Source organism: Mesorhizobium sp. (genome assembly GCF_004963255.1).
Taxonomy (GTDB): Bacteria; Pseudomonadota; Alphaproteobacteria; order Rhizobiales; family Rhizobiaceae; genus Mesorhizobium.
Genome location: NZ_SUGA01000017.1, coordinates 113,044 through 126,389 on the forward strand (window position 1 = coordinate 113,044; position 13,346 = coordinate 126,389).

A 13,346-nucleotide genomic window follows, 5' to 3' on the forward strand; every position below is an offset into this window, starting at 1 on the left:
TCGTCGCAAAGGTGCTGAAGGGATCCAGTCAGCTGACCCAACCACGTACCGTAACGTGAACGAAACGAACTCAAAATGCCAACCTTGGCTAGGATTCCGATCCTCAGCCTTTGCCGTCTATGGACCAGCTAACATAGGACAGAAGGTTCTTGCCGGGTTGCGGACGGTGATGGGACAACCGCCTTGGTCGCCGGAGGGGTGTAGCGGCCTGGGTCGAAATGGAGGCGGTAGCACATGAGGGGAATTCCCGATCTTGCCGAGGTCGAGGCGATGGACGCCGCGGACCCGCTGCGCCCCTTGCGCGATCGCTTCGTCCTGCCGAAAGGAGTGATTTATCTCGACGGCAATTCGCTGGGCGCTGCTTCGATCAACGTCTTCAACGAGATCGAGACGGCCGCGAAGCAGGAATGGGCGCAGGACCTCATCCGCGCCTGGAACACCGCCGGCTGGTTCGACATGCCTGTCAATCTGGGCGACCGGCTCGGGCGTCTGATCGGCGCCGCGCCTGGCCAGACGGTGGTATGCGACACCACCTCGATCAACATCTACAAGGTCCTGCATGCGGCGCTCGCAATGCGACCCGACCGCCCGGTGATCGTTGCCGAAGGCGACAGCTTTCCGACCGACCTCTACATGGCGGAGGGGGTGGCCTCGACGCGGCCCGGCACGGTGCTGCGGCTCGAAGGCGTCGATGCACCGACGATCGCGGAACTGATCGACGACCGTGTCGCCGTCATCCTGGTCAACCACGTCAACTACAAGTCCGGCCGGTTGCGCGATATGGCGGCCCTGACCCGCAAGGCCCATGACGCCGGCGCGTTGATCGTCTGGGACCTCTGCCATACGGCCGGCGCCCTGCCGGTGGATCTCGACGGCTCGAATGCCGATTTCGCCATCGGCTGCACCTATAAATATCTCAATGGCGGACCGGGCGCGCCGGCCTTCATCTACGGCGCCACCCGCCATCATCCCGACATCAGCCAGCCGCTCAGCGGCTGGTGGGGCCATGCCCGGCCCTTCGCGTTCGAGCAGGGTTATGCCGCCGGCACGGGCATCCGGCGATTCCTGTGCGGAACGCAGCCCGTGCTGTCGATGCGCGCGCTGAAAGGTTCCCTGGATCTCTGGGACGAGGTCGACATGACGGCCGTGCGGAAGAAAAGCGTCGCGCTGACGGATCTGTTCATCCGGCTTGTCGAAGCCAGATGCGGCGCTTTCGGTCTCGAGCTGGAAAGCCCGCGCAACGGCGCCGAGCGCGGCAGCCAAGTGTCGTTCGCCCATCCGCATGGCTACCAGGTGATGCGCGCCTTGATCGAGCGCGGCGTGATCGGCGATTTCCGTGCGCCGTCGACCGTCCGCTTCGGCTTCACGCCGCTCTATGTCGGCTACCGGGATGTCTGGAACGCCGTCGAGGTGCTGGAAGACATACTACGCACGGGCGCCTGGCAGGAGGCGCGCTATGCGATCAAGGAGGCCGTCACCTGACTTCGAATGGCATGCCGAACAAAGACAACTCGAAATTGATCTGATCGCTGGAGGGGCCGATGCTGGGACACCGCATTGTCGACTGGGATGACGCCTATGCCAACGGCGCGAACATCGCTGGCGGCGACCGCTGGCCGGCGGCCTGGGACGGCCCGGCTCAGGCATTTCGCGAAAGGCTGCTGGCAGAGGGCAGGGCGCGGCTCGACATCGTCTATGGCGAGGCGCCGCGCAGCCGGTTCGATCTCTTCCTTCCGCCTGCCGCGCCGAAGGGGCTCGTCGTGTTCATCCATGGCGGCTACTGGATGGAATCGGACAAGACATCCTGGTCACATCTGGCCGCCGGCGCTGTCGGTCGCGGCTTTGCCGTCGCCATGCCTTCCTATACGCTGTGCCCGCAGACCAGGATCGGCGGCATCGTCAATGAAGTCGCGGCCGCGATCGGCAAGGCGGCGGCCATGGTCGATGGCCCGCTGATGCTGACCGGTCACTCGGCCGGCGGACATCTTGCCAGCCGGATGGTGACGGCGACTTCGCCGCTGGGCGCCATGGTGGCGCAACGCATACGCAAGGTCGTTTCGATTTCAGGCCTGCACGACCTTCGGCCGTTGATGTTCACGGCTTTGAACGAGACGCTGAACATCGACGAACGGGAAGCCTTGAGCGAAAGCCCAGCGCTGCTGCGGCCCGTGCAAGGAACCCGCATCACCTGTTGGGTCGGCGGCGGCGAGCGCTCGGAATTCCTGCGCCAGAGCGCCTTGCTCGCCAATATCTGGACGGGGCTCGGCGCCGCTACCCAGTCAGTTGTCGAGCCGGACCGGCATCATTTCAACGTCGCTGATGGTCTCGCAGATCCGGACCATCCCCTGACCCGAACGCTGGTGGACGAATAACGATCGAATTCGTCGACGTATGACGATCGGCTGACCGACCGGCGTTGTCGATCTATCAGCGCAGCATAAGCACGCTGCATTCGGCGCCAAGCTCCGCAGCCAGCGCGAATGGCTCACGCACGATCAGGCCGTTGGCGTCGGCGAGCATCTTGAGCATCGAGGAGTCCTGGATGCCGAAGGGGGTCGCAACCAGGGTGCCGGCGTCCTCGCGCACCACGGCGCGAACATAGTCCTGCCTGAGATCGTTGGCCGGCATCGCGGCGCCCAGCCTGGCCGTTCGCACGTCCTGCCTGAAATTGCGGCCGCCGAGCCGGGCAAGCAGCGGCTTCAGGAAGAGCTGCGAGCAGACGATGCTTGCCACCGGATTGCCTGGCAGGCCGATGCAGCGGACATTGCCAAGCCGGCCGAACATCAACGGTTTGCCGGGGCGCATTGCGATCTTCCAGAAGTCGAGCCGCATGCCTTCGCCGGTCAGCACGTCATGGATCAGGTCGTGATCGCCGACCGAGGCGCCGCCCAGCGTGACGATGACATCTGCGCCCGCCTCGACCGCTTTCCTGACCAGCGCGGCGATCGCCTCCTTGCGATCGGCGGCGATGCCGAAATCGAGCGCCCGCGCGCCGACCGACTGGGCGGCGGCGGCAACGCCATAGGCATTAGAGGAAATGATCTGATCTGGGCCGAGCGTGCTGCCCGGCGGCAGCAATTCATCGCCGGTGGCGATGATCGCGACCACCGGCTGGCGTACGACATTCAAGGCAGGGTGGTTGGCAGAAGCCGCCAGCGAAAGAGCCGCCGCATCGAGCAAGCGACCTTTTTCGAGCAGCACATCGCCTTCGCCGAAATCGAGCCCGCGGCGCCGCACATTGCGGGCTTCGGCGGTCGGCTCCGTCACCTCGATCTTGCCGCCACCTAAGTCGCGGACGTTTTCCTGGATGACGATGGTGTCGGCGCCTTCAGGCAGCGGCGCGCCGGTGAAGATGCGCACGGCCTGGCCTTCTCCGACTGTTCCGGAGAAGCCGCGCCCGGCAGGCGCCATGCCTATCACTTCCAGTTGCGCCGGCGCTGAAGCGACGTCGGCGGAACGCGCGGCGTATCCGTCCATCGCGGAGGCGTTGAAAGGCGGCTGCGTGCGCAGCGCCACAACCGGTTCCGCCAGGACCCGTCCGGCCGCTTCCGCCAGCGGAATGCTTTCGCCCGGCAAAGGCGTTGCGCCGTCGAGCAGGCGCGCGAGCGCTTCGGCGACCGGTACCAGCGCCATCAGGCATCCGCCTTGTAGTCTCCGGATTTGCCGCCGGTCTTCTCGACCAGCCGGACACCGGAAATCACCATGCCGCGATCCACCGCCTTGGCCATGTCGTAGATGGTGAGGCAGGCGACCGAGGCGGCGGTCAGCGCTTCCATCTCCACGCCGGTCTTGCCGGTGACGCGGGCGAGCGCTGTGACCTTGAGGCCGGGCAGCGAATGGTCCGGCTCGATCTCGACGGCCACTTTGGTCAGAAGCAGCGGATGGCAAAGCGGGATCAGATCATGCGTCTTCTTCGCGGCCATGATGCCGGCGATACGGGCGGTGCCCAGCACATCGCCCTTCTTGGCGTCGCCGGCCAGAATCATCTCCAGCGTTTCGGGGCGCATCGAGACAAAGCCCTCGGCGATCGCCGTGCGAGTCGTCTCGGCCTTGTCGCCGACATCGACCATGTTGGCTTCGCCCTTGGCGCCGAGATGCGTGAGGGTGGGCATTCTCAAACGGCCTCGGCCGCTGCCTTGCCTGTCAGCAGAAGCTCGGTCGCCGCCGCCACATCAGCCTGGCGCATCAGGCTCTCGCCGACGAGGAAAGTACCGATCTTGCTCTTCTCCAACCGGCGGCAATCCTGATGCGTGAAGATGCCGCTCTCGCTGACCAGCAGGCGGTCCGCCGGGACCATGGCGGCCAGCCGCTCCGAAACGTCGAGGCTGGTCTGGAAGGTTCTGAGATCACGGTTGTTGATGCCGATCAGCCGCGATGACAAAGTAAGCGCGCGCTGCATTTCCTTCTCATCATGCACCTCGATCAGTGCGTCCATGCCGAGCTCGAAGGCGGTCGCTTCAAGCTCGCTGGCCAGCGCGTCGTCGACGCTCGCCATGATGATCAGGATCGCGTCGGCGCCCCAGGCGCGCGCCTCATAGACCTGGTAGGGATCGAAGAGAAAATCCTTGCGCAGGGCCGGCAGGCGCACCGCTGCGCGCGCGGCCGTCAAGAATTCCGGAGCGCCCTGGAAAGACGGTGCGTCGGTCAGCACCGAAAGGCACGCGGCGCCACCTTGCTGATAGGCCTGCGCCAATGACGGGGGGTCGAAATCGGCACGGATCAACCCCTTGGAAGGGCTGGCCTTCTTAATTTCGGCGATCAGCCCGAAGCTCCCCGCTCTTCGCTTCGCCTCGAGCGCCGCCAAAAAACCGCGCGTCGCACCGGCATCCTTTGCGCGCGCCTTGATCTCGGCCAGCGGTATCTTCGCCTTCGCCGCCGCGATCTCTTCGCGCTTATAGGCTTCGATCTTGCGCAGGATGTCCGACAAGGCCTTATCCGTTCGAAATCTCGACGAGCTTGTCCAGCACCGCAAGGGCGCGGCCGCTGTCGATCGCTTGCGCCGCCGCCGCGATACCGTCGGCAAGTGTCGTCGCCTTGCCGGCCACAACCAGACCGGCGCCAGCGTTCATCAGCACCGTGTCGCGATAGGCGCCGGCGGCGCCACCCAACATATCGCGCAGTTGCCTGGCGTTGTAGGCCGCGTCGCCGCCGCGCAGCTCTTCCTTGGTGTGCCGCTTCAGGCCGACGGCTTCCGGCGTCAGGGTGAAGGTGCGGATCTCGCCGCCAGCAAGCTCCGCAACCTGGGTCTCGCCGGTGGTTGTGATCTCGTCATAGCCATCGCCATGGACGACCCAGGCGTGCTCGGCGCCCAGCGCCTTCAGCGTCTCGGCCACCGGCATGATCCACTCCGGCAGGAAAACGCCGACCATCTGGCGGCTGACGCCGGCGGGGTTCGACAGCGGTCCGAGCAGATTGAAGATGGTGCGCGTGCCGAGCTCGACGCGGGTCGGCCCGACATGCTTCATCGCCGGATGATGCGCCGGCGCGAACATGAAGCCGACGCCGGCCTCATGGATGCAGCGGCCGATCATTTCCGGGGAGATATCTATTCTGACGCCCAGCGCCGTCAGCACATCGGCGGAGCCGGTCAGCGAGGACAGGCCGCGATTGCCATGCTTGGCGACGGGCACGCCGGCGGCGGCGATGACGAAGGCCGAAGCGGTCGAGATGTTGACCGAGTGCGAATTGTCGCCGCCGGTGCCGACGATGTCGATGGCGCCCTGCGGCGCCTCGACACGCAGCATCTTGGCACGCATCGTGGCGACCGCACCGGATATCTCGCCCACCGTTTCGCCGCGCACGCGCAGCGCCATCAGGAAGCCGCCGATCTGGCCGGGCGTCGCGTCGCCCGACATGATGATGTCGAACGCCTCGCGTGCTTCCTCAAAGGAAAGCGCGGTGCCGGTAGCGACCTTGGCGATATGTGTCTTCAGCGCGCTCATCGTGTCTGTGCTTGCGAAACGGCGTTCGGATCGATGCGAACGTCATATTGCGACTGCAACTGCGCCACCAGCTGGTCGAGCAGGTCGTCGGACATGCCGGCGCCGAAGGATTTCTGCGCCTCTTCCGGCACCGTGCTGCCGTCGGCGCCCGCCGGCTCGAAGACCTCGGCGACCTTGAACAGGATCTGGCCGTCGCCGGTGGGCGAGGGGATCAGGCCGGTGCCGCCTTCGCCGACGCCGAACATGGCCGCAGAACCCTCCTTGCCGAAATCGGCATCGTCGGCTTCGCGCTTCAGGCCACGCTTGGTCTGTTTCTCGAGCTTGAGCTCGCCGGCGATGACGTCGAGCGTGGTGCCGGCCTTGAGGCGCTTCTCGAGCTCCTGCGCCTTCGCGTCGAGCCGCTTGTCGGTCTCGGCTTCCGTCCAGTCGTCCACGACCTTCTTGCGGACCTCATCCAGCGTGCGGTCGCGCGCCGGCGTGATCGACTGCACCTCGTAGAAGACGAAACCATTGTCGGCGGTCGTCAGGCCTTCATTCTCGGTATTGGGCTCGGCCGCGAACACCGCCTTGATGAGATCTGCCGATTGCGGCAGGTCATTGACTACGGTGCCGTCCGGCCGTTGGCCGGTGCGGTCGATGGCGTCGATGGTGACGACCTTGAGCTTCAGCTTGTCGGCGGCCTGGGCAAGCGAGGCGCCCGAGGCGCGGGTATCCTCGTAACTATCATGCACGTCGAGCAGGATACGGCTTGCCTCGCCGAGCGTCAGGTCCTTGCGAATCTGAGCGGACACTTCCGAAAGCGGCTTCACGACCTGCGGCTTGATCTCCGTGACGCGCAGGAGCACGGGACCGAAAGCGCCCTGGACGACCTGGCTTACCTCGTTGGCATTGAGCGAGAAGGCCGCGTCGGCGACCGCCTTGTCGGCGATCTTATCCTTGGACAGCGTGCCGAGCAGCGTGTCGGCCTGCGTCTTGCCTTCGGCGGTGACGAGCTTGTCGAAGGTGGCGCCGGCCTTCAGCGAATCCAAAGCCGCCTTGGCCGCATCCGGCGTTTTGAACACCAGTTGCTCGACGGTGCGCATCTCGGGCGTCGTGTAGCGCGCGATATTCTTGTTGTAGTCCTCGCTCACCTGCTGGTCTGTCACCGCCGACGGGTCCGCGATGTCCTGCGGTTCCAGCCGGACATAGGAGAACTTGCGGTATTCCGGCGCGGCGTAGTTCTTCTTGTTGGCGTCGAAATAGGCGTTGAGGGCGCTGTCGGACGGCGCCTCGATCGGCTGCACCAGCGTTTTCGGCAGCACCAGATAGTCGATCGTGCGATCCTCGCCGCGATAGAGCGAGACCGCCTTGAGGAAGGTCTGCGGCACTTTCAGCCCGTCGGAGATCGCCTCGACGATCTGCTGGCGCACGGCCACCTGCGAGCGGTTCTTCAGATAATCCTCGGGCCGCATGTTGAGCTGGCGAAGGAGGTATTCGAACGTCCGGCGATCGAACTGGCCGCTGGGGCCCTTGAAAGCTGGATCCTCGCGCGTCAGTTCGGCCAGCCGGTCCTTGGAAAGGCCGAGGCCAAGCTTGCGCGCCTGCTCATCGAGCACGGCGCCCGACACGAGCTGTGCCAGCACCTGGTTGTCGACGCCGAGCAGCTTGGCCTGGTCCTGGGTGACGCGCTGGCCATATTGCTGGGAAAGCAGGCTGAGCTGGCGATCATAGGCGAGGCGGTACTCGTTGATCGAGACCTCGGTGCCGCCGGCGGTGATCACCGCGTGATGGCCGCCCAGCACGCCACCCACCATGCGTGTGGTGGCGCCCCAGGCGAGGAAACTCACCACCAGCAAGGACAGCAACGCCTTCGCGACCCAGGTGCCCGCCGCGCTTCTCAATATACCAAGCATGCATACTTCCGAGTTTTGCGCATTTTCGCATGCGCCGAGTCTGAAACAAGCGCAATAGCGCCCTTCCGGTCCACTGTCGATTGCTTTGTGACCTGATTTTGGTAGTGAGGGCGCTGCTTAATGTCGCTCGGAGAACGCGTCCCATGACCCCTGGAATCCGCCCCCTTGTCGCCGGCAACTGGAAAATGAACGGCACCAGCGCCTCGCTCAACGAGCTGCGGTCGATCGGCAACGGTTTCATGAGCGGACTCGACGCCGAGACCGAAGCGGTGGTGTGCGTGCCGGCGACGCTGCTCCAGCGCGCCGCCGAGATCCTGTCGCGCACGCCGGTGCGGGCCGGTGGAGAGGATTGTCATCCCAAGGAGAGCGGCGCCTTTACCGGCGAGATTTCCGCCGAGATGCTGAAGGACGCCGGCGCGAGCCATGTCATTGTCGGCCATTCCGAGCGCCGCGAACTGTTCGGCGACAACGATGCGACGGTCCATGCCAAGGCTTCGGCTGCCTGGCGGGCAGGGCTGGTGGCCATCATCTGCATCGGCGAGACACGCGCCGAGCGCGAGGCGGGCGCGACGCTCGATGTCCTGTCGCGACAGCTCGAGGGCTCGGTTCCGACCAGCGCCACCGCGGCGAACACCATCATTGCCTATGAGCCGGTGTGGGCGATCGGCACCGGCCTCACTCCGACGGCGGCCGACGTCGCCGAGGCGCATGCGCATATCCGCGGCAAGCTGACCGGCTTGCTCGGCGATGCCGCGGCCAGGATGCGCATTCTCTATGGCGGCTCGGTCAAGCCGTCCAACGCGGTGGAACTGCTCGGCGTCGAGAATGTCGACGGCGCGCTGGTCGGCGGCGCCAGCCTCAAGGCGGCCGACTTCCTCGCTATCGCGGAAGCCTACATGAACATCTCCTAGAGACCGTTTGGAAATTCTACTCCGGCGGCCATCTGGCGGCGTTTTCTGCGCTTCCGGTGCTCACGGACCTGAATGTCCGCTGCGCTCCGGTTCTCGAAACCACCACCATATGACTCGCCGGAGCGAATTTCGAAACGGTCTCTCGGCTTCAGCGGCATAAATCGTTGTATTGGCCGCATTGCTTCCCATATTCCCGGCCACGGGCTTGGAAATGCCGGCAAAGCATTGTAAGGAGCCGCCTCCAAAACACCGGTCGTATGCGCGGCAGCGCTTGGCCTCGCCAGGATAAATTATGGAAACCGTACTGATCGTAATCCACCTCATGGTCGTGCTCGCCCTTGTCGGCGTGGTGCTGCTGCAGCGCTCCGAAGGCGGCGGCCTGGGCATCGGCGGCGGTTCCGGTTTCATGACCGCGCGCGGTGCTGCGAATGCGCTGACCCGCGCGACAGCGATCCTGGCGGCGGCCTTCTTCGTGACCTCGCTGGCGCTGTCGATCCTTGCCCGCTACGGCGAGAAGCCGATCGACATTCTCGACCGGCCGGCGACGTCAAGCCAGGGCAGCGGCGTGCTCAACCAACTGCCGGGTTCCAATGGGCCGGTGGGCACCTCCAAGCCCGCGGCTCCGGCCAGCGGCACGACTCCCGCGGCTCCGTCGGGCGGTACGGCGACCACGACGCCTCTTGCCAACGGCACCATGGCGCCTGCGCCGGCTCCGGCGACAACGCCTGCTCCGGCTGCGCCGGCGCCAGCAGCCAACGGCGTCACCTTGCCGGTCACGCCGCAGGTTCCGAACCAGTAGCCAGCCAAGGACCGGGCCGCGATCTGTTGTTCTTTGAACACAGTCGCGGCAAATGCGCGTCCGATCACAAAGATTCAACCGGGCGTGGCGCCTGCCTCAGCTTGAGGCGATGACGGCTAATCGATTATAGATTGCCCGCGGCACTTTATCGGCGTCCTTGGGGGGCGCCGGGCGATGCCGTGGGCAACTTGCTTTGACAATCGGATCTTCGCCATGCAGCTTCGCAGCTTCATCCTTCTGGGAGTCTGTGCCGTCCTCGGCATGGGCTCCGCGGCCTTTGCCGGACCGGCAAACCTGGCCACTTCCCCGTCGGTAGAGACGACCGACGCAATTCCAGTCGCCGCCGCCAAGAGCGACGCATCGCAGCTGAAGCTTCTCAAGAAGAAGAAAAACCCGACCCCGGACGACCTTGCGCAGATCAGCAAGCTCGAGGCCAAGATCGTGGCCGACAAGGAAGCGGCCAAGCAGAAGGCGCTCGAGGCTCGCAAGCTGGCGATGCGCGAGGCGGCCAAGGCCAAGGCAGACGCACTGCGCCAGGAATGGCTCGCCAAGAAGGGCAGCGCACCGGCAGAAGTCGCCGACGCCAAGCCGGCCAAGAAGACTACCAAGATCATCGCGCCGCTGGAGCCATTAGCGCCGCTCGTTCCGGTCAAGGCCGAAGAGCCGATCCCGGCGGAAGCCATGAACATCACCGCCACCGGCAACAATGGCGAACTGCGCAGCGAGCAGCCCGGGCAGAAGCAGAGCAGCGGCGGGCTGTTCGCAGGCCTCTTCGGCGGTGCCTCGGTGTCTTCGATCAGCTATCTGCCAGAGACCCGCGCACTTGATTCGGCGCTCGCCAAAAAGGACGCCAAGCGACCCTTCAAGGTAAAGCCGGAATTCGTGCCGCAGGACGTCACGTTCACCGGCTATGAGCCGGGCACCATCGTGATCGACACCAGCGCTCGCCGCCTCTACCTCGTCGAGTCGTTTTCCACTGCCCGCCGCTACGCCATCGCCGTTGGCCGCGAAGGCCTGCAGTTCAAGGGCACGGTGGCGGTCGGCGACAAGCAGGAATGGCCGCGCTGGATCCCGACGCTCGACATGCAGAAGCGCGAGCCGAAGCATTACGGCCAGTACAAGGACGGCATGCCCGGCGGCGGCGAGAACCCGCTCGGCGCGCGCGCCATCTACCTCTATGACGGCAAGAAGGACACGCATCTGCGCATCCACGGCACGATTGCGCCGAACTCGATCGGAACCAGCGCCTCCAATGGCTGCTTCCGCATGATCAACGAGCACGTCATGGACCTCTACAGCCGCGTCAAGATCGGCACCAAAGTTGTTATTATATAACAACTAGTCGTTATCATCTGACGCGTTGAATCATACTGCCGAAAGGGCCGGCACCGCCGGCCCTTTTGTTTTGAATAATGAAAACGCCGATCACCGGCACCCGCGCCATTTTGGGAAAAAGCCTTCGCGGCGGTTTTTTCTCTGGCGGAATCAATCAGGCCGCGTTAAGCGATGACTCCCATGGCGCGATATGTATTCATCACAGGCGGCGTGGTTTCCTCACTCGGAAAAGGCATCGCCGCAGCAGCTCTTGGGGCTCTCCTGCAGGCGCGAGGCTATCGCGCGCGGATCAAAAAGCTCGATCCTTACCTCAATGTCGATCCCGGAACGATGTCGCCATACCAGCATGGCGAAGTGTTCGTGACCGATGACGGCGCCGAGACCGATCTCGATCTCGGCCATTACGAGCGCTTTACCGGGCGCTCGGCGAACCAGCAGGACAACATCACCACCGGCCGCATCTACAAGAACATCATCGAGCGCGAGCGGCGCGGCGATTATCTCGGTGCCACCGTGCAGGTGATCCCGCACGTCACCGACGAGATCAAGCATTTCGTGCTGGATGGCAATGACGACTACGACTTCGTGCTGTGCGAGATCGGCGGCACGGTCGGCGATATTGAGGCGATGCCCTTCCTGGAGGCGATTCGCCAGCTCGGCAACGATCTGCCGCGCAACAACGCGGTCTATGTGCATCTGACGCTGATGCCCTATATCCCGACCGCCGGCGAATTGAAGACCAAGCCGACGCAGCATTCGGTCAAGGAACTGCGCGGCATCGGCATTGCGCCCGACATCCTTCTGGTGCGCGCCGACCGGCCGATCCCGAAGGAAGAGCGGCGCAAGCTGTCGCTGTTCTGCAACGTGCGCGAAAGCGCCGTCATCCAGGCGCTGGACGTACCGCATATCTACGACGTGCCGATGGCCTATCACCAGGAAGGGCTCGATTCGGAGGTGCTCGCCGCCTTCGGCATCGATCCGGCGCCGAAGCCGCGCATGGAGCCTTGGCAGGCGCTGTCCAAGCGCATCCACAATCCGGAAGGCGAGGTGACCATCGCCGTCGTCGGCAAGTACACGGGGCTGAAGGACGCCTATAAGTCGCTGATCGAGGCGCTGTCGCATGGCGGGCTCGCTAATCACGTCAAGGTCAAGCTCGACTGGATCGAGAGCGAGATCTTCGAGAAGGAGGATCCCGCTCCCTGGCTGGAGAAAGTGCACGGCATTCTCGTTCCCGGCGGCTTTGGCGAGCGTGGCTCGGAGGGCAAGATCCTGGCCGCCAAGTTCGCGCGGGAGCGGAAAGTGCCTTATTTCGGCATCTGCTTCGGCATGCAGATGGCCTGCATCGAGGCGGCCCGCTCGCTGGCTGGCGTCGATCACGCCTCGTCGACCGAGTTCGGCCCGACCGATGAGCCAGTCGTCGGCCTGATGACCGAATGGCTGAAAGGCAACATGCTTGAGAAGCGCCGGGCCACCGGCGATCTCGGCGGCACGATGCGGCTCGGCGCCTACCAGGCCGAACTCGCCAAGGGCTCAAAAATTGCGGACATTTACGGCGACACGCAGATTTCCGAGCGCCACCGGCACCGCTACGAGGTCAATATCGACTACAAGCAGCGGCTGGAAGATTGCGGCCTGGTCTTCGCCGGCATGTCGCCCGACGGCGTGCTGCCGGAGACGGTCGAATATCCGGACCATCCCTGGTTCATCGGCGTGCAATACCACCCAGAGCTGAAGAGCCGGCCGCTCGAGCCGCATCCGCTGTTCGCGAGCTTCATCTCGGCGGCAGTGGACCAGTCGCGCCTGGTTTGAACCATCGGCTGGCGAACCAGCTATGCAAACCTATGTCGCGCTGCTCTACAGCATAGGCCTCGGCGAAGGCCGGCGCCTCGTTATGTCGGACTTCAAGGCGATGGCCGAAGGTCTCGGCTTCAACAATATCCGCACGCTGGTATCGACCGGCAACCTGGTCTTCGAGGCGCGAGCTGGCGAAATTTCGAGACTTGAGCGTCGGCTGGAAAAGGCCTTCGAGAAAACTTTCGGCCGCCATGTCGATATTATCGTGCGCCGCGCAGAGGATTGGTTGAAGCTCGCGGCGTCTAATCCGTTCCCTGCCGAATCGGCGGAAGCCGGCGACCAGGTCGCGATTCGGGTGATGCGCCAACCTGTCGCCGACGAAGCGCTATCGGGACTTCAGGCCCGCGCGTCCGACGATGAGAAGGTGCTTTTGGTCGACGGCGACATCTGGCTTGTCTTCTCACGCGAGCGGCCGAGCTCGCGGCTGCTTGCAGCCGCCAATCACAAGCGCTTCGGCGTCGGCACGTCGCGAAACTGGAACACAGTGCGCCGGCTGGCGGAGATGGTCGGCGGGGCCTTCCCTTCTCCCCCTGTGGGAGAAGGTGGCCGCGAAGCGGCCGGATGAGGGGTGTTCCAGGGAACGCCAACGTCTCACTCCGCTGGAACACCCCTC

Annotated in this window: 12 protein-coding genes; 7 read left to right on the forward strand and 5 right to left on the reverse strand. The window is 64.6% G+C overall.

Features of this window, described 5'->3' with window-relative positions; translation table 11 throughout:
* Positions 1–234: 234 nt before the first annotated feature.
* Positions 235–1,482 (forward strand): kynureninase, encoded by a 1,248-nt coding sequence (gene kynU, locus E5X34_RS18870; protein WP_292567749.1) that lies wholly within the window; start codon positions 235–237, stop codon positions 1,480–1,482.
* 59 nt (positions 1,483–1,541) lie between these two features.
* A complete protein-coding gene (locus E5X34_RS18875; protein WP_292567751.1) occupies positions 1,542–2,372 on the forward strand; it encodes an alpha/beta hydrolase in 831 nt (276 codons plus the stop codon).
* Between the two features lie 55 nt (positions 2,373–2,427).
* Here the strand turns inward: E5X34_RS18875 and glp are convergent, their stop codons facing one another.
* From glp to E5X34_RS18900, 5 genes are read right to left on the reverse strand one after another with little or no spacing between them, the layout of a single operon-like run.
* Positions 2,428–3,633 (reverse strand): gephyrin-like molybdotransferase Glp, encoded by a 1,206-nt coding sequence (gene glp / locus E5X34_RS18880; protein ID WP_292567753.1) that lies wholly within the window; start codon positions 3,631–3,633, stop codon positions 2,428–2,430.
* Complete coding sequence (gene moaC / locus E5X34_RS18885; protein ID WP_292567755.1) at positions 3,633–4,112, reverse strand: cyclic pyranopterin monophosphate synthase MoaC; 480 nt, start codon at positions 4,110–4,112, stop codon at positions 3,633–3,635. The genes glp and moaC overlap by 1 nt, the downstream gene beginning before the upstream one ends.
* A gap of 2 nt (positions 4,113–4,114) precedes the next feature.
* A complete protein-coding gene (gene trpC / locus E5X34_RS18890; protein WP_292567757.1) occupies positions 4,115–4,927 on the reverse strand; it encodes an indole-3-glycerol phosphate synthase TrpC in 813 nt (270 codons plus the stop codon).
* Between the two features lie 4 nt (positions 4,928–4,931).
* Positions 4,932–5,942, reverse strand: coding sequence for an anthranilate phosphoribosyltransferase (trpD, locus tag E5X34_RS18895; RefSeq protein WP_042642516.1), 1,011 nt, complete (start codon positions 5,940–5,942; stop codon positions 4,932–4,934).
* Positions 5,939–7,834, reverse strand: coding sequence for a peptidyl-prolyl cis-trans isomerase (locus E5X34_RS18900; protein WP_292567760.1), 1,896 nt, complete (start codon positions 7,832–7,834; stop codon positions 5,939–5,941). The genes trpD and E5X34_RS18900 overlap by 4 nt, the downstream gene beginning before the upstream one ends.
* A 143-nt stretch (positions 7,835–7,977) precedes the next feature.
* Here E5X34_RS18900 and tpiA point away from each other — a divergent pair, with 143 nt between their 5' ends.
* From tpiA to E5X34_RS18925, 5 genes are all read left to right on the forward strand, one after another.
* The gene (gene tpiA / locus E5X34_RS18905) at positions 7,978–8,745 is read left to right on the forward strand and encodes a triose-phosphate isomerase (protein ID WP_126082667.1); all 768 of its coding nucleotides are present in this window, start codon (positions 7,978–7,980) and stop codon (positions 8,743–8,745) included.
* Between the two features lie 292 nt (positions 8,746–9,037).
* Complete coding sequence (gene secG / locus E5X34_RS18910) at positions 9,038–9,544, forward strand: preprotein translocase subunit SecG (protein ID WP_292567762.1); 507 nt, start codon at positions 9,038–9,040, stop codon at positions 9,542–9,544.
* A 213-nt stretch (positions 9,545–9,757) separates the two neighbouring features.
* Positions 9,758–10,879, forward strand: coding sequence for a L,D-transpeptidase family protein (locus E5X34_RS18915; protein WP_292567764.1), 1,122 nt, complete (start codon positions 9,758–9,760; stop codon positions 10,877–10,879).
* A gap of 171 nt (positions 10,880–11,050) precedes the next feature.
* Entirely contained in the window at positions 11,051–12,688 is a 1,638-nt protein-coding gene (locus E5X34_RS18920; protein ID WP_127226415.1) for a CTP synthase, read from the forward strand.
* 22 nt (positions 12,689–12,710) lie between these two features.
* Positions 12,711–13,298 (forward strand): DUF1697 domain-containing protein, encoded by a 588-nt coding sequence (locus tag E5X34_RS18925; RefSeq protein ID WP_292567766.1) that lies wholly within the window; start codon positions 12,711–12,713, stop codon positions 13,296–13,298.
* The last annotated feature ends 48 nt before the right edge of the window (positions 13,299–13,346 follow it).